The organism is Plebeiibacterium marinum, assembly GCF_026013615.1.
Lineage (GTDB): Bacteria > Bacteroidota > Bacteroidia > Bacteroidales > Marinilabiliaceae > Saccharicrinis > Saccharicrinis marinus_A.
Genome location: NZ_JAPDPI010000004.1, coordinates 61,441 through 83,484, shown reverse-complemented (window position 1 = coordinate 83,484; position 22,044 = coordinate 61,441). Strand labels below are relative to the sequence as shown.

Below are 22,044 nucleotides of genomic sequence, written 5' to 3'. Positions count from 1 at the left end.
TAGTTGTATTTATGTTATAAATATAATTATGATTTGCAATGTCTTCAACAATATTTTGAAGATATAACTTCTTATTGTCTGTTTCTTCACTTTTTAGGAGGAGGTGTCATTATTTTATAGGTGATATTTCTTTTGTACCCCTCTAACTATAAATGGTGATATACATCTTTACCAATCATTGGGTATTGCCCCTCTTTAATATAATCCATTGTTTTGTGATGTTCATATTTGATTAATAAGTCACACTGATGAAAATGGAAAAGATATTTTTGAGGATAGTATGCGTGGTTATCTTTGTTATTGTTTGTAAAAGTACTAATGCGCAAAATGATTTTTCTAAATACCGCTTTGGTGGTTATGGCGAAATCCTATACCAAAGAATGGATTATAGCGCCGACAGATACAGTAATGCAGATGGTGCTCAAAAAGAAAACAGGGCATTTATCACCTTACCTCGTGTGGTTTTTTCATTCGATTATAAATTCAGAGATGACCTTGTTTTAACTTCCGAAATTGAATTTGAATATGGAGGTACCGGATCTGCTTTAGAATTGGAATACGAAGAGGCCGGCGAATATGAAATGGAGGTGGAGCATGGAGGTGAAGTAGTATTGGAACAATTGCATATTACCAAAATCTTTAATGCCAACTATAGTTTATCTATCGGTCATTTAATTGTTCCCGTTGGACAAACCAATGCGCGTCACGAATCTGTTACCTACTTCGGAACAGTTAGGCCTGAAAGTGAAACATCAATTATTCCATTAACCTGGCACGAAACAGGAATCTCGTTTAATGCTAATTATAAAAGATGGAGAGCTCAATTGTTTATTATAAACGGATTGGATGCCAATGGTTTTTCATCAGCCTATTGGGTTAGATCAGGTAAACAAGGATTATTTGAAAATGTAAAAATGACCGATCCGGCTTTTGCCTATCGTATTGAAAATTCGAGTATTAAAAATTTACGATTAAGCTCTTCCGGATATTTTGGCAATAGCACTGGTAATACTCAAAAGCCAGAAAAAATGGGAGACCTTAAAGGTCAGGTAAGTATTGTTACGGGAGATTTTGAGTTTAACAATCGTAAAATCATCGCCCGGGGAAATGTAGTATGGGGAAACCTGTCTGATTCTTACGAGATCTCATCTATCAACAAAAATATTTCTAAAAACATTCAATACCAGCGTACTCCGGTTGCTCAAAATGCCCTGGCATACGGAGTGGAATGTGGTTATGCCTTTCAGTTAAAAGAAAAAGGCAGCCGGATTATTCCTTTTGCCAGATACGAATATTACAACTCTATGGAAAACACAGCAGCCGATATGTTGGCCGATGCCCGATATAAAAGAGATGTGGCAACATTCGGGGTTAATTATTTTATGACTCCGGCAGTAGCCGTGAAAGCAGATTACAGCCACCGAAGAATAGGGTTAGGTGATTATAACCACGAGAACACCTTTGGTTTAGCCTTGGTTTACACAGGCTGGTTTATGCAGAAATAACAAACACAATTTCAATACTTAACAATGTTTACTTTAAAAACTAATAATATGAAGAAGTTAATACTATTTAGTGCTATTGCAGCTCTTTTATTTAATGCTTGTTCCGATGACGATACGCCAGGCGACGAAACTTATGGGAATGATTATGACTTTTCAGCAATTATTGCTGATTATGTTGACTATACAGTAGTGCCTACTTATGCTGATATGAAAGATAAATCGGCGTTAATGTTGGGTGCTACAGAAGATTTTTTAGCCTCAGGATCTCAGGACGACATCAATTTGGCTTGCGAATATTGGAAACAAACCCGTCAGCCCTGGGAATGTAGTGAGGCCTTTTTGTTCGGACCAGCTGCCAACCAAAGTTTAGATCCCCTATTAGATTCATGGCCATTGGATCAGGCTCAGCTGGATCAGGTTTTGGCCAGCAATCAAACAATTGATGCAGCCTATGTAAAAGATGCTTTAGGTGCAGTATTAAGAGGTTTTCACACGATTGAATACTTGTTGTTCCGCGATGGACAAGCTCGAGTTGCAACTGATGTTAGCGATCGTGAAAAAGAGTATTTAGTAGCTGTTACAGAGGTATTAAGAGACGATTGTTTGAATTTATGGGCGCTATGGGCTGGTGTTGAAGAAGGGACAGCAGAGGCAGCTTTGGCTGAAGAGTTAGAACTTGAGTTAGGAACTCCTTATGCCGAGATCCTTAAAAATGCAGGAAATGCAGGAAGTATTTACCTGTCTCAAACGGATGCTGTAGATGAAATTTTATTAGGTATTTCAGGTATTGCCGATGAGGTTGCTAACGCTAAAATTGCTGATCCGGTAAGTAGCGGAGATGTATTGGAGGTTGAATCATGGTTTAGCTGGAACTCATTGACTGACTTCCAAAACAACATCAAAAGTATTGAAAACTCATATTTAGGAGGATATGATGGCGGAACTTCAGGTGCTTGCCTTTCTGACTATGTAAAAGAAAAAGATGCTGAATTAGATATAAAAGTTAAGGGTTTAATCTCAGATGCTATCAATGCGATCGCTGATATTCCTTACCCGTTCAGAAATAATTTAAATAATGAAGAAAAAGTCAATGCAGCAATGGATGCAGTTAATGCTGTAGCCGCGGTTTTCGACGATGAAGTAAGACCATTATTTATTGACTAATTGTTTTCCTTTTCAAGGTGAGTATTGGATAAAATCGCAATACTTATCTATATCACAAGAACTGTCCTTAACGAAGGATAGTTCTTTTATCAAGTTTTTAGTGAGAAATTAAAAGGAAAAACAATCTCTAACATATTTACAAAGACCTTTCGCTCTGCGAGTACTAACAACAACTTATAGCCTATTGTGCAAAAGGTTCTTCAAACCAATTGCATGTGAACAATCAGATAATAATTACGATGTTGAAAAGGAAAATTCTAATTGTAATGGTCATTATCGGAACCTGGATAGCCGGATGTAGTATTAACGAATCTGAGGATATCCTGACACCCGGTGGCAGGGTTGCGCTACCAGAGGAGTTATCTGCCGGAGAATCGACCGTTTTTAATTCTACCAGTAAAGCATTTGACACACCCGCCTCATGGGTGACAGGGGAATTGTCTGCACTCTTTTTAGAAGGGGATGCACTTTATGATAACCCCAGAGTATCAGATGGTAATCCTGTGAATGGTGGCTTAGGACCAGTGTATGCAGGTTACTCATGCGCCAGTTGCCACAACGATGCCGGAAGAACAAAATCTACTTTATTTACAGATGGGGGAACAGGCCAATATGGGTTCTCTTCTTTCCTGACTTTTATCCGCACCCCCAATGGTCAGAATCACAAAAATTACGGTCGCGTATTACACGATCAGGCGGTTTACGGATCGGAGCCAGAGGGTAAGGTGCGTGCAACTTATACAGAAGAGCACTATTCTTTTCCCGATGGAGAAACTTATAGTTTAATTACGCCTCACTACGAAATTTATGATTGGTATGCCGATTCTATTCCTGTGGAGCAATTAGAAATGTCGGTGCGCACCCCCTTGCGCCATGTGGGCATGGGTTTAATGCTTGCCGTTGATAAAGATGAAATTAAAGAATTAGCCAGTATTCAATACCCGGAATATGGTATCTCAGGAGAAATTAACTGGATTACAGAACGTAATACCAAACAAATAGGTTTATCGGGTCATAAAGCCCAACATGCTGACTTAACGGTAGAGCTTGGTTTTTTATCTGACATGGGCGTAACCAATGATCGCTATCCGCATGAAGTATCTGAAGGACAATCACAGGTAACCGGGGAATATGGTATACAGATTACAACAAAAGAAATGGCAGCCGTAGATTTTTATATGCACGCCTTGGGTGTTCCTGCCCGAAGAGCCGTTCAAAACGAGACAGTACAAAAAGGCGAAGATCTCTTTTATCAGGCCAAATGTCATTTATGTCACACGCCTACGCTTCATACTCAAAAAGAAGGTGTAAAACTGTTGGATGGTACAAACTTACCATGGCTGGGGGGACAAACCATACATCCATATAGCGATTATTTATTACACGATATGGGTCCGGAATTAGGTGACGATTATTCCCAGTTCAACGCTTCCGGCGACGAGTGGCGAACCACACCTTTATGGGGAATAGGCCTGCAGGAAGTAGTCAACGGTCATAGTCATTTTTTACACGATGGAAGAGCCCGAAACTTTACGGAAGCCATCATGTGGCACGGAGGAGAAGGAGATGTTTCCAGACAGCTATTCTCAAAAATGACACAAGAAGAACGTGAAACACTTATCATGTTTTTGCGATCACTATAATTAAAGATACAAGATACAAGTATCAAGACGCAAGACTGATTTACGTCGTATTTAGGTAAATGATACTTGATACAAAAAACAAACTTATGTATTTCGATAAAATTAAAACAAACCTGGTAGATATAAATTACTCCAAATTTGATGGAGCTAATTCTGAAGAATACAACATCATCATGCAACCAACCATAAATGGTTCCATTGATGAACAAATAAATGCCTTACGATTAGGTTTGGAATTATTCTTTAAAAAAGAAGCCTGTACTTCTGACGACATTGCCTTTCAACGTTTATTTGTGAGCGATTTCACCAATCAATCCGCAGACTTATACAATGCCGATTTATTTAACTGTGATTGTGCTTTGTCCATCGTACAACAAAGTCCTTTAAACGGCAATAAAGTGGCCTTGTGGACTACCATCTATAAAGGAAAAGAGAATGCCATTTTCAGGAAAGAAAAGGACGATTGCAAACTGGTGATTGACCACAATGGTTACCAGCATATGTATACCACACAAATGATTGGCGATAAAGATAATTATTGCTCTTATGATCAAACCAATCATATTTTCGATGATTATCTGCGTATGCTTGATGGTCATAATTTAACATTGAAAGAGCATTGTATTAGAACCTGGTTTTATGTGCGCGATATTGATAACAACTACGCCGGAATGGTTAAAGCCAGAAACGAAATCTTTGATCAATACCAAATGACCAAGGATACGCATTTTATTACCAGCACAGGAATCGAAGGTCGTTTTGCCGATCCTTCTGCTTTAGTCTTACTGGATACGTATGCTGTTGGCGGAATCAAGCCCGAGCAAATTAAATTTTTAGAAGCTCGTGATTACCTGAATCCAACACACGAATACGGAGTAGCTTTTGAACGAGGAACTGCTGTTGATTATGGCGATCGCAGACAGATATTCATTTCCGGAACTGCAAGTATCGATAACAAAGGAGAGATTGTACACGTGGGTGATATTCATGGGCAAATCAACCGCACCTTCGAAAATATTCAGGCTTTATTAAGCGAAGCAGAATCTAATCTGGATGATATCAGCAGCATGATTGTTTACCTGCGCGATGTAGCAGATTATAATGTTACCGAAGCGTACATGAAAAAGAATTATCCGCACTTGCCATACATAATTGTTCTGGCTCCTGTTTGTCGTCCGGGATGGTTAATTGAAATAGAATGTATTGCAGTTAAGGAAATCAATAACAAAGCATACAACTGCTTTTAATGAGGAGGAAATAATGATGAAGAATTTATACCTATTAATCCTGTTTTGCTTATCGGTTTCGTTTATTCAGGCGCAAACCGACAGCACTTTAAATAAATATATCGACAACGGTTTAATTTCTATTGCCGATAAAGACGGAATGACATGGAGTACTAAAAAAGGTGATTTCCTTTTTAAACCGTATACCTTAATTCAAACTCGTGGCATTTATAATTACTACGATGATGAAGGTCTAAGCCTGGCCGAAGAAGATAACGTAATGAACTCTGGTTTTGCAGTTCCTTTTGCATTGGTGGGTTTTGCAGGTAAAGCGTTTAATAAAATTACCTATAACGTAGCCTTAAATGCAGCCTCATCAGGTGCTGCTATTTTAAACCAGGCCTGGTTCGATATTAACCAAAGTGATGCGCTTCGTTTTCGTATTGGTAAATTTAAAACACCTTTTAATCAGGCTTATTTATCCCGCAACGGACAAACCTTATTTCCATTATTACCCACATCATTAAATGCCAGAGTAAATGTGCCATTCAGTATCAACTCTGTCAATCCCACTATTGCTACAGGTTTTGATATTGGTGTTCAGATGCATGGTGTTCTCAATAAAAAAATTGGATATCAATTGGGCGTTTTTAATGGAACCGGAATTGGTGTTAATAGCGCAACTAATTCCATTAGTGATGACACTGGACTTCCTGCACTTTTATACTCTGGGAGATTGGTGTACATGTCCTTAGGCGAGATGCCTAAATATCAGGGACACCCCGATCGTTTAGATGAAAAATATATGCTATTGGGTGTATCTGGTTCTTATAGTCTGGAAGCCAACTACGAAAGCAGCAACGATATGAGAGCAGGTTGCGAGTTTGCCCTTTTATATAACCGCTGGTATGTGGCTGCTGAAGCCTACCTGCTTAGTATGGATTTTGTGGAGCGTCAGCAAACATCTCCGGTATATACTTTCTGGGGAGGATACGCTCAGGCTGGGTATTTTTTATCGCCTAAAGTACAGTTGGCAACCCGTTTTGATATGATGGACAGAAACTCCATTGATGAAGCCGGATACTTATATATGCCTGCTGTTGGTTTTAACTACTTTTTGGCCGGACATAATCTAAAAATTCAAACCATGTATCAGTTTATGGGTAAAGCAGGCCATGCCTCTGTGGCCGAAGCCAATGATGATGACAATGGGATGAGTGAGCATAGCGTTTGTGTTCAACTGCAATTTGCATTTTAAACCTAAAGGTATGATGAAGTGGATAGGAATTTTAGTAGTAAGTGGCATAACTTTTTTCAGTAGTTGCACACATCCTTACGAGGAAGAAGTGGGCAATACCTGGAATGTAAATATGTCGCTTTCCTTTATCGATCCGGAATTCTGGCCCGAAGGTCAACTGTTGCATATTGGTTTATTTGAGGACGATGACACCCGCAATCCGGTTGCCCATATTAACCTGAATCAACCTGCAAACAGTAGTGTTAATGCCAGTATTTACGAGGTTGCAGAAGGTAGTTACAATGCGCAGCTCTATCTGACAGAAAATGGCATTTACAAAGTAAAAGTTTTGGATTTAGGTACCTATGATGTGTACGACAATATCAACGAATCAATCGAAAATATTCAGTTGATTACTTATGATAGAGTGCAACGACAGGTTTTTAACAACTGTGTAGTTTGTCATGGTAGTTCGGCCGGAGATATCGCTGCCGGTTTAAATCTGACGCCGGACAACAGCTACGAGCATTTGGTAAATGTAGCTGCATTTATGCAACCCAATATGGTATTGGTTTATCCGAATGGTGCCGACTATAGTTATTTACTAAAAGTGCTGCAAAAGGAAATTGACTTTAACCATCCGGCCAGTAGTTCAGCTACAGAAGCCGACCGACAGCTGGTGATGGATTGGATAGAACAAGGTGCTTTAAACAATTAATCAGAATCAGATGCAAAATAAAAGAACGTTCCAAACATCTAAAAGTAGCATTGGTTTTTCAAAGAAAAAGCTCTTGCCATTTAATCAGGTATCTCGCGTCTTGTGTCTTGATACTTGCATCTTTATACTTGTGTCTCCTCAACTAATAAGAAGGTTTACAAAAGCACTTAGTTTTCTTGCCTTTACTCTTATTGTTCATGGTTGCTATTACGATGTAATCATTGAAAAAGAGATAGAAGAAACACAGGCTATCAGTTTTAGCGAAGACATCATTCCCATTTTTAAAAGTTCCTGTATTTCTTGCCATGATGGTGTAGTATCGTATCCTAGTTTATTACAAAACGAAGCTTATCAGGCATTATGGACAGGCAATTATATTGAAGAGGGCGATGCTTCATCAAGCAAATTGGTACTAAAACTAAAAGACAGTCATCCTTTTGAAGGCGCTATTACCGATAATGAGTTAAAGAAAATACAGCTTTGGATTCAGCAGGGAGCCGAAGACAATTAAACGATTGAAGCATATGGAAAGGAAAGTTATCATATTCATCATGCTCATACTCTCAGGTATGCTGCATGCTCAACACAATTCAGCCAATCATATTTGGGATGGACGTTTGGTAAATCATCCCACCACCAATATGCCTTACAAAGGGCAAAACCAGATTTTTGTGATTCACTATTTTGATGCGATTGGCGAAAATGGTTTTAAAGATATGTTTGGAGTTTATGGTTCGGCCAATATTCAAATGGGTTTAGAATATGGTTTTAGCGATGTTTTTTCAGCTTACTTTTTAACCGAAAAGCTAAATAAAACGCAGGAACTGGGAATCCGTTATCTTTTATCAGAACAAAATAAAGAGTTAGATAATCCTGTTGGTCTGGCCGCCAGCTTTAGTGTTTCTATCGATGGCCGCGATGAAAAGTATTTTGGTGAAAACTATTACTTTATCAATCGCTTTTTCTACACTTCTCAACTTTCTCTTACACATATTTTTAATCATCGTTGGGAAATGATGGCCAATGCAACTATAGCACATTTCAATATCGTTCCGGAAGGTAACTTTTCTACTTTTCTGGCTATTAACCCATCACTTTCATTTAAACTGAATAGAAAAAAAGCCGTGTTTGCCTCCTTTGATTTTCCTTTAGGACTGGCTTCTGCCTCCGAAGAAAATCCACAACAACCCAAACCTTTGGTAACACTGGGAATGATATTTAAAACCCGAACGCATAATTTTCAACTGTTTGTATCCAATGGAAGTCATATCAATCCCGCCAAAGAATACCTGAACAACCAAATCGGATTCAACCCTGAACAATTTTGCTTTGGATTTAACATCAACGTAAAACCACATACAAATTAAGAAGGGAACAAGGAGAAAGGAACAAGGGGAAAGGTTAAAGGGAAAAAGGTTAAAGGGTAAGCCGATTACAGAAGACTGATAACTGTTAATTGAAAATTGAAACTTTATGAAAAACTGTATTTATATAGCGATAGCGTTGCTTTGGATGAGCATGAACGCACAAGCAAAAAATAATGCTGAACCTAAATTGGTATATGAAAAGTCGGCTGCATGTCAGCTATTTCAGGTTAATGATGAAAAGGGATTGCCGGTTTATTATTACATGGACATTAACGAGTATCCCTCCGATATAAAAGAGTGTTATCCCATGAATGTACGCATTTATTGGGATGCATGGGGTAATTTTTTAAAGTTAGGTTTTAAGGATAAAACCGGATTAGCCAAAATAGATAGTGAAATATTTAATGATAGAGATTATCTTCGGTTGCACGAGCTACTCAATGATCAAAATTCAGAACTTGGATTCTATAAGTTAGATAAGCTCTCTCCTCACGAGTCAGAAGAAGCGTATTATAATGTAGATGCCTTTTCTGGCGCTACGGTTGTAAGTACCGGGTATGATTGTGTTCGGGGTGCGGTAAAAACTTGTTATGTTTTATGGCACATTGTAAATGGAGAAATAAAAGATATTGTTAGGGAAACGACTATTCGAAATTGGGATTCCGGTAACTTAGGATTACAAGGGTCAATGACATTAGAGCAAGTAAGAGATTTGTATAAAAAGAATCCTGAAAGTGTATTTCAAATGTTGCAATCAAATGTACCTGTCACTACTTTAAATAATATTATACAATTGGTAAAGACAGAACGGTTAATAAATAAACAGTTGGATAAGGTTTTGTCTTCACAGTTGTTAGCAGAGGGGAATGAAATCATCCAGTTACTTGTTTATAATTACCTTTTACAAGCAGGGTATAGGGATAAGCTGGTTAGGGGCTATGTTCCTTCAAAAAGCTATTTGAAATAAGTTCAAAAACATCAAAAAAACACCGGGAGAATAAGTGTTCCCGGTGTTTTGTATTATTGTCAGCAACTAAGAAGGTTGTAAACCTTACTCACCAAGCATGATTTTTATAATTTCTTTATCCGTTTGGGCCATACCGTCTCTACCTAGTCGGCCGATGTTTTTAATTGTATTTTCAACGCCTTTTGTTACAATGCCTTCTCCTGCATAAAATTGTTGTCCGTTTTTATACATATGATAACCGAGTATACCTGCTTCAACAGCAGAGGCAATTTTTCCGGCACAAGAGGGTTTGGCTCCATCACAAATAATTCCGGATACAATTGCCAGGGCATTCACAATAGTATGGGCAACTTCTTCATATTTACCACCCAAAAGCCAAGTGATTCCTGCACCAGCTCCGATGCCGGCAGATATGGCTCCACAATAGGCAGAAAGCCTTCCGATTCCGGTTTTTTGATGGATGGTAACCAGGTTTGAAATCAATAAGGCCCTATATAAAGTATCCTGATCAACCTGGAGTTCTTTGGCATATTCAATAACAGGCACAGAGGCTGCCAATCCCTGGTTTCCACTTCCGGAAACAATTACAACAGGCAGTTCACATCCGCTCATTCTGGCGTCCGATCCGGCAGCAGCAAAGGCTTTCGCCCTTGTTTTAATGTCATTTCCCCAAGTATTTAATAATACAGAACCAACATTTGCGCCCCATTTGTTTTTAATTCCTTCTTCAGCTATAGCTGAGTTATATTTTACCTGCTTCTGCAAGGCATCTTTTACCTTATCAATATCAACAGATTCTGCAAAGTCGATAATGCCTTCAACCGTCATTATTGACCTGTCGGTAACAGTTGTTTGGTTTATGTCATCGCATGGCTGGGTATGAAATACCTCCTTGTCATCTTTCCCTATGTGAACAATATTTGTATGGTAATGGGAAATTTGTACCGAGGCACATGAACTGCCTGCATAAACCTTAACAATGATGTCAAAGATAATATCATTCGGGGAGTTGTGCAGGCTAATGTCGGTGGAGTCAAGAAAGAGAGCGATTTCTTTTTGTTTTTCCCTGCTTACTTCCGAGATTACTTCAAGAACTTTATCTGCATTTCCGGCAACAATACCTGCAGCTGTAGCAGCCTTAATTCCCCTTAAGTTACCTGTGTTGGGAACAACAACACTCTTTACGTTTTTAATAATGTTGTCGCTAGCATACACTTCAACCCGATCGGGCATATCTTCAAGTACTTTTCGCGCCATGGCTGCTGCATAAGCAATGGCAATGGGTTCGGTGCACCCCATGGCTGGCATAAGTTCTTCATGCAGAATGTCCAGGTAGGCAGAATATAATTTATCAGATTTATCCATTTGTTTATATTTTAATTTGAAAATACACAGTGCCATTTGTGGTCCTGGTATATTACTAAGACAACTTTTTTTTTAATATGGGTGACCTGGTATGCAAAAATATATGAGCAAGTGATGGTAATCAATGATTAAAGTCTGCATTGAAGTGTGTAGCTGATGGATAAATTTTAACTACTATATTGCTGTATGTATATTTTTTTTTATAGTTTCGAATGCTCTAAGATGAATTACCGACATAACTTATGTAAAAAACTATGAATGAGAAAATAGGAAATATATCCAACTATCTTGCGTCTGTTATCCTTTTTATATTTGGCTGTTTATATCTTTTTAATAATACTTTTATGTCATACCATGGAGAGGCTTTACATGCAACCTGGAATGATTTGGATAGTAGTGTGCAGATTTTAATATTGGCTTTAATGCGGGCTGTTGGAGGTGGGTTTCTTGCAGTGGCAATAGTTATTGCGCTGCTTCAGGTTAAATTTTCGTTAACAAAAATAAGCTGGATTCCCGGGATAATATTTGCAACTGGTGTAACAATAGATTTAACTTCTATTTATGCCACTTTAATACTCAGAACCCATTCAACCGCAAAGCCTCCTACATTTTTGGCTCTACTTGGTTTATGTGTCCTTTTAATAGGTTATATTTATAATCGCAAAACATTAAAGTGTTTATAGTTTTTTAACCTTAAAACAAATTATTATGATTTTAGGCGTATCAGAATGGCTTAGTGAAAAACTAGGTTGGGATGTAAAATTGATCAGGATAGCATTTGTAGTTTCTGTGCTGTTTTTTGGAACAGGTTTGGGTTTATACATCATATTATGGATTGTGAAAATGCTATCCAAATAGAGTGTGACAGAATTATTAGTCTGCGGGATTAACGGTTGCTTTTATGGTTTGATTTAAAAAACTAAATACTTTCTCAGTTATTTTATCCGTAGTTTTATTTTGGGGTAAACAATTTGCAATTATATTGATATATCCCTTCTCTTTAAGTATTTCCAGTGAGGGTTTAAAATTTAAATCAAATACCCAGGATAACTGCATGACTTTAATATCCAGTTGGTTTTTTATGTTTGCCCTTGAAATCTGTTCCCCTGCCAGGATTTGTTCAGTAATCATATGCGAAACAGTTTGGCCAGCCGGCATTTCCCAGGTAAGTGTATGGTTGGCTTTTTTCATAGGAGCAGTATAATAATCGGTAATAACCTTTAAAATATCCAGCTTGTCAGCATCCCGGATGAGTTGTGCAAAAAAAAGTTCCCGGCCTGCTAAGTGATCAGGTATTTTTAGTTTGTTATGATGTTGGATGGCAGCATATATCGTATCAGCATCTTTAAAATCCAGGAGCATGTTATTCTCTTGTAACACCTTAACAGAACAAGCAGCATGGTCAATGGAAGTTGCATCATTAAAAGTGTTATAATCAATCAGCTGTTTAAAACGGCCAATGTCGTGAAATAACCCAATGGTAATGGCCAAAGTTTTGTCAGATGTGTTTAGTTTAAGATTATCTGCAATTGTGCCACATATCTCAGAAACCCGGATGGAGTGGTCGTATTTTATCCTGAAGTTTCTTTTATGATTTTCAGAGAGATTTGAAAAAGAATAGTAGTACGAATCAAAATTCTTGCGTGCCAGTTTAATCCTGTCTTCCATTGAGGTTATATTTTAAGATCGCAAAAATAAGGATTATTGCGTAAGAATATACTATACCTTACCTGTTCAATAAATATGTATTATTAATAAATGTTAAAGTATGGCGCAATAGAAGAGATTGTGTCATTATCGGCACGGGTTTTGATATTAGTTCAGAGTGGAAAGCAAAGTGTTTTTTCATAAATTAGGTTAGGGTTTAAGTTTTGTTTGGAGCGTTTAATAACGCTCCAACTTTATGTTTCCAACAAATAACATTATTTAAGGTTTTATTGTAAACATTTTTAATCCCATATCGTTTAACAAAGCATAAAGCATAAGATTTTTTTTCATAGATTAGAGTTTAGGGTTAATAAAAAAAGAGTTTCTGGAAATGGAAACTCTTTTTTTATGTTGGCTTAGTTTATTTTAACCTTGCTGCTTTTGTCTCTTTTTATATCACATATCAGTGCAGGAGGTAAATAGGCATTGGAGTTGTTGTAAATTTTGGCATTTAACTTGTCTAAATTTAACCTATATCCATTATCAAACCTGGAGTTGTCCATATTTAAATATAGGTTTTTGATTTTGCCATCCCAATAGGTAAAGCGCGAAGAGTTTTCTAATGTAAGCATGAAATTTTCAATGGAAGAGTTTTTGCTTAGGGTTAATCTTGAATTTTTCAGGTCTGCATTTAGTTTGTTTTGAGCAAATTGTCTAAGTTCGATTGAACAACTGTTTCCATTTATAGAGATGTCTTGAGCAACATGCAGGTTTATGTTGTTGTGCAAATTGCTTTTAGTCGATTTTAATATCAAAGTATCTGCAGAAAAGTTGAATTCAGGATTCATTTTTATAGAATCCTTAAAAAAGCTATAAGAAATAAAATTGAATGAATCTTTTATTATCGTCACATTACATTCTGATTCCAATTTTATATGTTTAAAACTGTTTAGGTTTATCTTTTCTTCTTCTATATTGTTTTTAGAAAACCTACCTGCCAGTTGTTTGCTATTGAACGCAAAGCCACATATCATTAAACTGATTAGTACTATGCCAAATAAAGAGAAGTAGGAGGAAAATATAATTTTACTTGTTTTCATTTTCATTTAGTTTAGTTATTAACTCCTGCATATCAGAAGCTTTGATTTTTAATAAATCTATTTGTTTAATTATTTCAGGAAGTGTTAGTTCGAAAAACTCATGCTTTCGTACCTGAATTATTTTTTCAGGGGCGTTTTCTGATACAAAATACCCAACGCCTCTTTTGTTGCTGATAATATTGTCGCGTTGCAGTTCGCTGTATGTGCGCATAATAGTATTGTGGTTTACACCCAGTTCTGCTGCGTGTTCCCTAACGGATGGGATCTTGTCGCCTACAGCAAGTTTACCGGATAATATCTTATCGCATATATTATCAGCTATTTGCTGAAAAATCCCTTTCGAACTTTTAAATTCCATCGTCACACTTCCCTTTCTTTAAGTTTAAAGTAGGCATAGCTTATTGAGCACAAGGCAGAGAATATTAAAAAAATATATAAGGCATTCAGAGCTTCTGTATCGGAAGAAAATAGACTTTTAAAGGTGTATGCAATGCCGTTTTCAAGTCTAAGTTTTTGCATTAAGATGTAAAAATATCCTATTACGCTTAAAATTAAGCAGCCTAAGAACAATACAGTTTTTATTAGTGGATATTTTTTAAATACCGAAGAGCCTGTAAATGCCAGGAATGCGCTTGTGGTAATAAGGAGTGCCACTACTTTGTTAAAACCATTGTTTTTATCTATAACAGTATATACTGCATCGTATGAAAAGCTGATGAAATCCCTTGGGGTGTTGTCCGGATTAACATGGTAGATAAAATCAGCTGCGGATACGGCTAAATTGCTGACCAAAGGAAAAATTAATACAAATAGAGTTGGTATGAATATGAGTTTAAGGATAAACTCAAAGGTAAATTTTTCGAAAACAGAAGCCGGCAACATATAGTGTTTCAGGCTGAGCTCTTTTTTTCTGAGGAAGGGAAATGAATGGCCAATAACAGGTAATAAAACAATGGCCATGCATATGAAGAAAAATGGGGGCCAGTTGCTGTTGTTGTATGCCAATGATTTATTATAGGACATTACTAAAGTTACCAAAAATAAACCTGCAGAAAGTCCTGATATAGATAGTAAATAGGTCTTTTGATTCATTACAAAGTTATATTTGGCATATTTTAAAAACCGGGAAATATTAAAGTACTGTTGCATTTGTTTCAAGTTTAGTTCCGTTAATTAATGCGTTAAATAAAAGTTCCAGATCAATAGCTGTCTCAACTCCGTTTTTAGGTTTTAAAACATTGTAACCACCTGGGGCAATTTCATAATAAAATACATCGTCGTCAATTGCTGGTGAGGACATAAAGCTAAAGTTCTTTGATATTTCAAATGTGTTTTGATTGAAAATTTCTTTGCCGTTATCAATTACAACCACCCTGTCAATCAAGTTTTCAATATCCCTTACCTGGTGGGTTGAAATAATTACATTTTGTTCCTCAGTTATTGCACCGGCCAAAACCTTTCTGAATTGTGCCTTTGATGGTATATCTAACCCATTTGTGGGTTCATCGAGCAATAATAGCTTGCAATTAGTTGATAATGCAAAAGCTATTATGAACTTCTTTTTCTGTCCATATGAAAGTTTACTTAGGTTCGCATTTTTATCCAGTTCAAAACTTTCAATAAGTTGGTATAATTTATCGGTGTTGAATTTAGGATAGAGGCTGCTAAGTGCAGATGTGTAACACCTTATGGTAACAGGAGGAATGTGTAATTCTTCATGAACAAAGAATACATCAGCAAGGAAATCTGGATTTCTGCTAAATGGAGTGTGCCCAAAAACAGAAATCTCACCGGATTTTGGTTTTAATAACCCAGCCATAAGCTTGAGTAGGGTTGATTTGCCTGCTCCGTTTTTACCTAGAAGGCCAATGATGTTGCCCTCTTGTGCTTTGAAGCACAGATCTTTGTAGAGTTCTTTTTTCTTGTTGTAAGAAAAGTTAAGCTTGTTAATTTGGATCATAAGTTATGTTTTAATATTAGTGTACTAGAAAACTAGAACACTACAAAGGTAGAAGAAATGTTTTGTAATCCAAATTTATTCGAAAAAATTCTTTGTCAATCTATCAACTCGTTCTAGCTATTTATCTGTTTGGTTTTGGCTCGTTCCGGTTGGGGGCAGGCGTGTTTACGACCTGGAGCAAACAATAGAATATAACATGGGTATTTTATTGCCAATCCCATTAATCTGGTATTTACCTTTTGTATTTTCAATGGTATTGTCAAAACAATTATATGGAGAATAATCGTATTCGTTAAAGTGATCAACAGATAAACCTTTTTTTAAAAGGGCGGTTATAACTTCTGCCAGACTGTGATTCCATGATACAGACTGTTCTTTAATGTCAGATTTTTTACTTGAATCAGTATAGGTTCCTTCTAATTCCTCAATAATGGGAGAGCCTCCAAAGTAGTTGTATTCTATCTTTTTAAAGTCGTAGCTAAACATCCAAACAACGGGGTGAAATTCGACCATGATAAATTTACCTCCAGGTTTAAGAAAATGGTTAATAATCTCAGCCCATTTGTTCATGTCGGGAAGCCAGCCTATAACACCATAAGAAGTGTAAACAATATCATATTTCTGCGTCAGTGCTTCCTTTAGTGAATACACATCGCTTTGGATAAATTGGGTGTCAGTTCCTGCTTGATTTGCTAATTCTCGTGCTTTTTCAATGGCTTTATCAGATAGGTCGATACCTGTTGCTTTAGCTCCTAAGCGGGATAATGAGATTGTATCCATCCCAAAATGGCATTGAAGATGGAGGACTGATTTACCTCTTAAATCTCCCAATAACTCAAGTTCAATGGGGTTTAAGGAGCTTTTCCCATTTATAAATGCAGGCACATCATAGAAGTCAGATTTATAGTGGATGTCGGTTTTTTTATTCCAAAGATTTTGGTTGATTTCAAGATAGTTCATGGATGTAGAATATTAAAAGGATTGCCTTGCAATAATAACAAAGGTGTTAAGTGGTGATATTGTTATTGAAGTAATTATAGGTTGATCACCTTTTCTGCTTTTTTCTGGAGCTCGATAATATCAATCATAGTTCCCGGTATTCCCACTTCAACGGTTTCTAAAATGTTGAAATGGTTTAGGCATGTTTTACAGGCTATTAGTTTCACACCTGCCAGTTCCAGAACTTTGAATTGTTCAATTACCGGAGAACCTTTGCAAATTAATTTTACGCCAGAGTTGTATAGGGCTATAAAGCGGGGTAATTTACTTTCTTCGTTAATTAGTTTTAAGTAGTTGGCAATTAGTAATTGACCCAATTCCTGGTCGCCATTTCCCATACTGTCCTGGGTTATTTGTATTAATGTATTGTTCATATTAGTTGTTTTTTTAATGCGAAAATAATGATTATTAGTAATTGTATGGCAGGTTGTCTCTTATTAAACATTGTTTGCCACATCAATAAAGCTTTTTAAAATGGGATTTGAACTTTCATTATTCCACACCATTCTTAGTGTTGTTCGCTGACTTATTTTTTTTAGTTCAATAAACTTAATGTTTAGGTTGAATCCGTATTGAAGGATAGTTGGAACTATTGAAACTCCAAAGTTGTTCTCCACTAATCTGAATATTGAATTTGCGTTTACTGTAGAGTGAGAAACAACAGGCGAAAAGCTGGCATCATCAAATATTTGCATCACTTTTTCGTAATAAGATTCACTATACGAGCTATCAAATAAAATAAAAGGTTCTTCTTTTAACTGGTACAGATTTGTAAAGTTTTTTTCATTAATAGGATGATTTTTAGGGAGTACCAATGAAAAGGTGTCTTCATGCATGGCCTTTATTTCTAATCCTTTTGGAACTCGCTCTGTTCTGACAAAGCCCACATCAATATCCTGGTTTAGTAATGCATGGGTTTGTTTGTTGTTATCCATTTCGTTTAAACTGAAGGTAACGTTCGGATGCGAAGCTTTAAACTTAAGTAACAGTTCGGGAATTACTTTTTGCATGGCCGATCCCACAAAACCCAGGTTTAGATGTCCGTTAATGCCTTGTTGTAATAGCTTTGCGTGTTGAAGTAAGTCGTCCAGTCTTTTAAAATTACTTTTTAATTCTTTTTGAAGATAATTCCCTGCCTCGGTAAGTTCAACCTTGCGGTTGTGACGCTTGAAAAGTTTTACACCAAGCTCTTCTTCCATCTGTTTTATCTGCCTGCTTAATCCAGGTTGTGATATAAAAAGGCGTTCTGCAGCCTTTCTGAAGTGCAGATCCTCGGCTACTGCCAGAAAATATTTGTAATGCCTGAATTCTATTTGATTACTCATGGGTATCAATTGTGATTATAAATAGTCTCATTCTGTATCAAAACTAGTGGTAAATTTGTAGAAAAGAAAGCAATATTAAAGATAATAGATGTTAGGTGATTTGAAATATGGTACTTTTTATTTTTAAGTATTTAAAATCATCACTATGGTAAAAAAAATAATGTAGATATGTTCAAATACGGAATCGACCACTTAACTGTAGATAAGGCAATGGCAATAGCCAAAGGGAGGTTAAAAGCCGGATTGTCGCCTGACGCAATAGCCAAGGTTCAGGATTGTCGCCGAAAAGTAGAAGCGATGGCACAGGGCAAAGAACCTGTATATGGTATAAACACTGGTTTTGGGCCACTTTGCGATACACAGATTACTCCTGAAGAAACTAGTTTGTTGCAGGAAAACCTGCTGATAACTCATGCCGTAGGGGTAGGAAACCCTATAGATAAAGAGCTGTCCAAATTAATGATGATATGTAAAGTTCATGCTTTAAGCCAGGGGTTTTCGGGGGTTAGACTGGAGGTTATAGAGCGTATCCTTTATTTTATCGAGAAAGATGTTTTGCCGGTGGTGCCAGAACAGGGATCGGTGGGTGCATCAGGAGATCTGGCTCCTTTGTCGCATTTGTTTTTGCCATTGTTGGGCGAAGGTGAGCTTTGGGTAGGAGATGAGGTGGTTTCTGCCAAGGCGTTTTACAATAAACATGGTTTGCAACCAATTAAGCTGGCAGCAAAAGAGGGTTTGGGCCTGATTAACGGGACTCAGTTTATTTTGGCACACACCATAATGGGACTTTACAGGATGGAGTATTTGCTTGATTTGGCAGATGTGGCCGGAACCATGAGCCTGGAGGGTTTTATGGGCAGCGCCTCGCCGTTTAGGGAAGAGATTCATACCATCCGGCCTTTTAAAGGGAATTTAAGGGTGGCAGAGCGAATAAGGTATTTGTTAAAAGATTCTGAAAATGTACAGGTTCACGAACATTGCCAAAGGGTACAGGATCCTTATTCTATCAGATGTATGCCACAGGTTCATGGAGCTAGCCGTAATGCATGGTACCATTTAAACGAATTGGCTGAAGTTGAGATGAACTCGGTTACGGATAATCCCATTGTTTTAACGGATGAGCTGGCAATTTCAGGAGGTAATTTTCATGGACAGCCGTTGGCAATGGCCATTGATTATGTGGCGTTGGCAGCTTCAGAACTAGGTAACATTTCAGACCGGCGTTGCTATTTGATGTTGGAGGGTAAATATGGTTTGCCTCGTTTGCTGACAGAACATGGTGGCTTAAATTCCGGTTTTATGATTCCACAATATACTACAGCGGCATTGGTTACTGAGAACAAATCGCTTTGTTTCCCGCCTTCAGCTGATAGTGTTCCAACTTCCCTGGGGCAGGAAGACCATGTTTCAATGGGTAGCATCTCCGGACGAAAATTTAACAGGATTTTAACAAACCTTGAAAAGATTTTTGCCATAGAATTGATGTATGCAGCTCAGGCCATGGAGTTCAGGAGACCGAATAAGTTTTCTCCCGTGATAGAGCAAAATTTTGCCATTATCCGCAATAAAGTAGCTAAGCTCGAAAATGACAGGTTGATTAAGGATGATATTGCAGCTATGGTAAGCTTGGTTGAGTATAGGGCTTTTATTGTAAGGTAGCTGTTGGTTAGTAGCTTATGGTAAATAGCCTATAGCTGATGACCTATAGTAGATACCTTTGGAGTATACCGGATTTTAATTAATATAAAAAAGTGTCTGGTGACTTTACCTTTAACCAATTGTAAATGACTAAAAAACTTAAAAATGACCTTTAAAGAACAAATATTGCAAGGGATTCCTAATGAACTGCCTGCAAAAAAAGCATATAACATTGAAGCAAACCATGCGCCCAAGCGTAAAGATATTCTTAGCATAGAAGAAAAACAACTTGCTATAAAAAATGCCTTGCGGTATTTCCCCAAAGAGTGGCATAAGGAACTGGCAAAAGAGTTTGCGCAAGAGTTGAAGGAATTTGGACGCATATATATGTATCGTTTTATTCCGGATTATAAAATGTATGCCCGCCCAATTTCAGAATATCCTGCCCAATGCCAGCAGGCTGCGGCTATTATGTTGATGATTCAGAATAACCTGGATCCTGCAGTTGCCCAGCACCCAGAAGAGTTAATTACCTATGGCGGCAACGGCGCCGTGTTTCAAAACTGGGCTCAGTACTTGCTGACCATGCAGTATTTATCAACCATGACAAATGAACAGACATTACATATGTATTCGGGTCACCCGATGGGCTTGTTCCCCTCATCAAAGGATGCTCCAAGGGTCGTGGTTACCAATGGAATGGTGATCCCCAATTATTCAAAACCAGATGATTGGGAGCGTTTTAATGCATTGGGGGTTTCGCAATACGGGCAAATGACAGCAGGTTCGTATATGTATATTGGTCCTCAGGGTATTGTTCATGGCACAACTATTACTGTAATGAATGCCTTTCGAAAAATCCTTTCTAAAGGAGAAGAGCCTAAAGGAAAGGTGTTTTTAACAGCCGGGTTAGGAGGTATGAGTGGAGCACAGCCTAAGGCAGGCAATATAGCGGGATGCATTACTGTTTGCGCAGAGGTGAATCCTGCCGCAGCAAAAAAACGTCATTCTCAAGGATGGGTTGATGAATTGATCGATTCAATGGAAGCACTGCTGTCAAGAGTAAAGGCTGCTCAAGAAAAAAATGAAATCGTATCAATAGCATTTATTGGAAATGTGGTAGATGTGTGGGAACAGTTTGATAAGGAAGGCGTTTTTGTTCATGTGGGGTCAGATCAAACCTCGTTGCATATTCCATGGACGGGAGGTTATTATCCGGTAGGTGTATCTTATGAGGAAGCAAACCGGCTTATCCGTGAAGAACCAGATGTGTTCAAAGAAAAAGTACAGGTTTCGTTGCGTCGCCATGCGGCGGCTATTAATAAACATACCGCTAAGGGAACATACTTTTTTGATTATGGAAATGCCTTTTTGTTAGAGGCGTCGCGTGCGGGTGCAGATGTGATGGCTGTTAATGGCAAAGATTTTAAGTATCCATCTTATGTTCAGGATATATTGGGCCCCATGTGTTTTGACTATGGTTTTGGACCATTTCGTTGGGTTTGCACTTCAGGGAACCCTGCAGATTTGGACCGAACTGATGAAATAGCCATGAAGGTGTTGCAGGAGATTATGGATAACTCGCCGGAAGAAATTCAGATGCAGATGCATGATAATATTACATGGATTCGTGATGCAAAAAAGAATAGGCTGGTTGTGGGATCGCAGGCACGCATATTGTATGCTGATGCAGAAGGGCGTGCAAAAATAGCCAGGGCTTTTAATAATGAGGTGGCTCTTGGTAATATAGGTCCTGTGGTTTTGGGTCGCGACCATCATGATGTGAGTGGAACAGATTCCCCTTATCGTGAAACTTCAAATATTTATGATGGCAGTAGGTATACTGCAGATATGGCCATTCAAAACGTAATTGGCGACAGTTTTCGTGGTGCCACCTGGGTATCTATCCATAACGGAGGTGGTGTTGGTTGGGGCGAAGTAATTAATGGTGGTTTTGGAATGTTGTTGGATGGTTCTTCAGAGGCTGAAAAACGCCTGGAAAAAATGTTGTTTTATGATGTAAACAACGGTATTGCCCGTCGCAGTTGGGCTCGAAACAAAGAAGCCCGATTTGCCATAGAAAGAGAGATGAAAAGAAGTCCGGAATTAAAGGTTACCTTGCCTACATTAGTGGATGATGTTTTGCTGAAGGATTTATTTTAGAAATTAGTACTAAGAGGTAG

The 22,044-nt window shown here is 37.8% G+C and carries 22 protein-coding genes; 13 read left to right on the top strand and 9 right to left on the bottom strand.

Features of this window, described 5'->3' with window-relative positions; all coding sequences use genetic code 11:
• The first annotated feature begins 254 nt into the window (after window positions 1-254).
• The 9 genes from OM074_RS03465 (at window position 255) to OM074_RS03425 (ending at window position 9,827) form a co-directional block, all read left to right on the top strand.
• Window positions 255-1,505: a hypothetical protein gene (locus OM074_RS03465; RefSeq protein ID WP_301197888.1), complete on the top strand. Its 1,251-nt coding sequence runs from the start codon at window positions 255-257 to the stop codon at window positions 1,503-1,505.
• Between the two features lie 48 nt (window positions 1,506-1,553).
• Window positions 1,554-2,669 carry an imelysin family protein gene (locus OM074_RS03460; protein ID WP_301197887.1) on the top strand — a complete coding sequence of 372 codons (1,116 nt, stop codon included), beginning with the start codon at window positions 1,554-1,556 and terminating at the stop codon, window positions 2,667-2,669.
• Window positions 2,670-2,908: 239 nt separating this feature from the next.
• Window positions 2,909-4,312 (top strand): di-heme oxidoredictase family protein, encoded by a 1,404-nt coding sequence (locus tag OM074_RS03455; protein WP_301197886.1) that lies wholly within the window; start codon window positions 2,909-2,911, stop codon window positions 4,310-4,312.
• Window positions 4,313-4,398: 86 nt separating this feature from the next.
• Window positions 4,399-5,559 carry a Rid family hydrolase gene (locus OM074_RS03450; protein ID WP_301197885.1) on the top strand — a complete coding sequence of 387 codons (1,161 nt, stop codon included), beginning with the start codon at window positions 4,399-4,401 and terminating at the stop codon, window positions 5,557-5,559.
• Between the two features lie 13 nt (window positions 5,560-5,572).
• Window positions 5,573-6,796: a porin gene (locus OM074_RS03445; RefSeq protein ID WP_301197884.1), complete on the top strand. Its 1,224-nt coding sequence runs from the start codon at window positions 5,573-5,575 to the stop codon at window positions 6,794-6,796.
• Window positions 6,797-6,806: 10 nt separating this feature from the next.
• Window positions 6,807-7,493, top strand: coding sequence for a hypothetical protein (locus tag OM074_RS03440; RefSeq protein ID WP_301197883.1), 687 nt, complete (start codon window positions 6,807-6,809; stop codon window positions 7,491-7,493).
• A 10-nt stretch (window positions 7,494-7,503) separates the two neighbouring features.
• A complete protein-coding gene (locus tag OM074_RS03435) occupies window positions 7,504-8,004 on the top strand; it encodes a hypothetical protein (RefSeq protein ID WP_301197882.1) in 501 nt (166 codons plus the stop codon).
• A 13-nt stretch (window positions 8,005-8,017) separates the two neighbouring features.
• Window positions 8,018-8,860, top strand: a complete 843-nt coding sequence (locus OM074_RS03430; protein WP_301197881.1) for a DUF5777 family beta-barrel protein — start codon at window positions 8,018-8,020, stop codon at window positions 8,858-8,860.
• A gap of 106 nt (window positions 8,861-8,966) precedes the next feature.
• Window positions 8,967-9,827, top strand: a complete 861-nt coding sequence (locus OM074_RS03425) for a hypothetical protein (protein ID WP_301197880.1) — start codon at window positions 8,967-8,969, stop codon at window positions 9,825-9,827.
• Between the two features lie 84 nt (window positions 9,828-9,911).
• Here the strand turns inward: OM074_RS03425 and OM074_RS03420 are convergent, their stop codons facing one another.
• Complete coding sequence (locus OM074_RS03420) at window positions 9,912-11,192, bottom strand: L-cysteine desulfidase family protein (protein ID WP_301197879.1); 1,281 nt, start codon at window positions 11,190-11,192, stop codon at window positions 9,912-9,914.
• Window positions 11,193-11,446: 254 nt separating this feature from the next.
• On the opposite strand from OM074_RS03420, the gene OM074_RS03415 reads away from it, so the two are divergent.
• Both OM074_RS03415 and OM074_RS03410 read left to right on the top strand, forming a co-directional pair.
• Complete coding sequence (locus OM074_RS03415; protein WP_301197878.1) at window positions 11,447-11,875, top strand: hypothetical protein; 429 nt, start codon at window positions 11,447-11,449, stop codon at window positions 11,873-11,875.
• A gap of 25 nt (window positions 11,876-11,900) precedes the next feature.
• Complete coding sequence (locus tag OM074_RS03410) at window positions 11,901-12,050, top strand: PspC domain-containing protein (protein ID WP_301197877.1); 150 nt, start codon at window positions 11,901-11,903, stop codon at window positions 12,048-12,050.
• Window positions 12,051-12,065: 15 nt separating this feature from the next.
• Here OM074_RS03410 and OM074_RS03405 read toward each other — a convergent pair whose 3' ends face one another.
• The 8 genes from OM074_RS03405 to OM074_RS03370 form a co-directional block, all read right to left on the bottom strand.
• Entirely contained in the window at window positions 12,066-12,860 is a 795-nt protein-coding gene (locus OM074_RS03405) for an HD domain-containing protein (RefSeq protein ID WP_301197876.1), read from the bottom strand.
• Between the two features lie 395 nt (window positions 12,861-13,255).
• A complete protein-coding gene (locus tag OM074_RS03400; RefSeq protein ID WP_301197875.1) occupies window positions 13,256-13,939 on the bottom strand; it encodes a hypothetical protein in 684 nt (227 codons plus the stop codon).
• Window positions 13,926-14,297, bottom strand: a complete 372-nt coding sequence (locus OM074_RS03395; protein ID WP_301197874.1) for a GntR family transcriptional regulator — start codon at window positions 14,295-14,297, stop codon at window positions 13,926-13,928. Before OM074_RS03395 ends, OM074_RS03400 begins: the two co-directional genes overlap by 14 nt.
• Before the next feature lie 2 nt (window positions 14,298-14,299).
• Window positions 14,300-15,088 (bottom strand): hypothetical protein, encoded by a 789-nt coding sequence (locus OM074_RS03390; protein ID WP_301197873.1) that lies wholly within the window; start codon window positions 15,086-15,088, stop codon window positions 14,300-14,302.
• Entirely contained in the window at window positions 15,072-15,899 is an 828-nt protein-coding gene (locus tag OM074_RS03385) for an ABC transporter ATP-binding protein (protein WP_301197872.1), read from the bottom strand. The genes OM074_RS03390 and OM074_RS03385 overlap by 17 nt, the downstream gene beginning before the upstream one ends.
• A gap of 165 nt (window positions 15,900-16,064) precedes the next feature.
• On the bottom strand, window positions 16,065-16,859 hold the full coding sequence (locus tag OM074_RS03380; protein WP_301197871.1) for a class I SAM-dependent methyltransferase: 795 nt from the start codon (window positions 16,857-16,859) through the stop codon (window positions 16,065-16,067).
• A gap of 74 nt (window positions 16,860-16,933) precedes the next feature.
• Window positions 16,934-17,272, bottom strand: coding sequence for a DsrE family protein (locus OM074_RS03375; protein WP_301197870.1), 339 nt, complete (start codon window positions 17,270-17,272; stop codon window positions 16,934-16,936).
• A gap of 63 nt (window positions 17,273-17,335) precedes the next feature.
• The gene (locus OM074_RS03370) at window positions 17,336-18,223 is read right to left on the bottom strand and encodes a LysR family transcriptional regulator (protein WP_301197869.1); all 888 of its coding nucleotides are present in this window, start codon (window positions 18,221-18,223) and stop codon (window positions 17,336-17,338) included.
• A gap of 168 nt (window positions 18,224-18,391) precedes the next feature.
• Here OM074_RS03370 and hutH point away from each other — a divergent pair, with 168 nt between their 5' ends.
• The gene (gene hutH / locus OM074_RS03365) at window positions 18,392-19,882 is read left to right on the top strand and encodes a histidine ammonia-lyase (protein WP_301197868.1); all 1,491 of its coding nucleotides are present in this window, start codon (window positions 18,392-18,394) and stop codon (window positions 19,880-19,882) included.
• Window positions 19,883-20,026: 144 nt separating this feature from the next.
• Window positions 20,027-22,024 (top strand): urocanate hydratase, encoded by a 1,998-nt coding sequence (hutU, locus tag OM074_RS03360; protein ID WP_301197867.1) that lies wholly within the window; start codon window positions 20,027-20,029, stop codon window positions 22,022-22,024.
• Window positions 22,025-22,044: the final 20 nt, after the last annotated feature.

Bases quoted from the DNA above. Each gene is read 5' to 3' on its own strand.
- OM074_RS03390 (WP_301197873.1), bottom strand. From the start codon at position 15,088: ATGCAACAGTACTTTAATATTTCCCGGTTTTTAAAATATGCCAAATAT.
- OM074_RS03395 (WP_301197874.1), bottom strand. From the start codon at position 14,297: ATGGAATTTAAAAGTTCGAAAGGGATTTTTCAGCAAATAGCTGATAAT.
- OM074_RS03410 (WP_301197877.1), top strand. From the start codon at position 11,901: ATGATTTTAGGCGTATCAGAATGGCTTAGTGAAAAACTAGGTTGGGAT.
- OM074_RS03385 (WP_301197872.1), bottom strand. From the start codon at position 15,899: ATGATCCAAATTAACAAGCTTAACTTTTCTTACAACAAGAAAAAAGAA.
- OM074_RS03375 (WP_301197870.1), bottom strand. From the start codon at position 17,272: ATGAACAATACATTAATACAAATAACCCAGGACAGTATGGGAAATGGC.
- OM074_RS03380 (WP_301197871.1), bottom strand. From the start codon at position 16,859: ATGAACTATCTTGAAATCAACCAAAATCTTTGGAATAAAAAAACCGAC.
- OM074_RS03465 (WP_301197888.1), top strand. From the start codon at position 255: ATGGAAAAGATATTTTTGAGGATAGTATGCGTGGTTATCTTTGTTATT.
- OM074_RS03400 (WP_301197875.1), bottom strand. From the start codon at position 13,939: ATGAAAACAAGTAAAATTATATTTTCCTCCTACTTCTCTTTATTTGGC.
- OM074_RS03425 (WP_301197880.1), top strand. From the start codon at position 8,967: ATGAAAAACTGTATTTATATAGCGATAGCGTTGCTTTGGATGAGCATG.
- hutU (WP_301197867.1), top strand. From the start codon at position 20,027: ATGACCTTTAAAGAACAAATATTGCAAGGGATTCCTAATGAACTGCCT.
- OM074_RS03430 (WP_301197881.1), top strand. From the start codon at position 8,018: ATGGAAAGGAAAGTTATCATATTCATCATGCTCATACTCTCAGGTATG.
- OM074_RS03445 (WP_301197884.1), top strand. From the start codon at position 5,573: ATGATGAAGAATTTATACCTATTAATCCTGTTTTGCTTATCGGTTTCG.
- OM074_RS03370 (WP_301197869.1), bottom strand. From the start codon at position 18,223: ATGAGTAATCAAATAGAATTCAGGCATTACAAATATTTTCTGGCAGTA.
- OM074_RS03415 (WP_301197878.1), top strand. From the start codon at position 11,447: ATGAATGAGAAAATAGGAAATATATCCAACTATCTTGCGTCTGTTATC.
- OM074_RS03435 (WP_301197882.1), top strand. From the start codon at position 7,504: ATGCAAAATAAAAGAACGTTCCAAACATCTAAAAGTAGCATTGGTTTT.
- OM074_RS03420 (WP_301197879.1), bottom strand. From the start codon at position 11,192: ATGGATAAATCTGATAAATTATATTCTGCCTACCTGGACATTCTGCAT.
- hutH (WP_301197868.1), top strand. From the start codon at position 18,392: ATGTTCAAATACGGAATCGACCACTTAACTGTAGATAAGGCAATGGCA.
- OM074_RS03460 (WP_301197887.1), top strand. From the start codon at position 1,554: ATGAAGAAGTTAATACTATTTAGTGCTATTGCAGCTCTTTTATTTAAT.
- OM074_RS03405 (WP_301197876.1), bottom strand. From the start codon at position 12,860: ATGGAAGACAGGATTAAACTGGCACGCAAGAATTTTGATTCGTACTAC.
- OM074_RS03450 (WP_301197885.1), top strand. From the start codon at position 4,399: ATGTATTTCGATAAAATTAAAACAAACCTGGTAGATATAAATTACTCC.
- OM074_RS03440 (WP_301197883.1), top strand. From the start codon at position 6,807: ATGATGAAGTGGATAGGAATTTTAGTAGTAAGTGGCATAACTTTTTTC.
- OM074_RS03455 (WP_301197886.1), top strand. From the start codon at position 2,909: ATGTTGAAAAGGAAAATTCTAATTGTAATGGTCATTATCGGAACCTGG.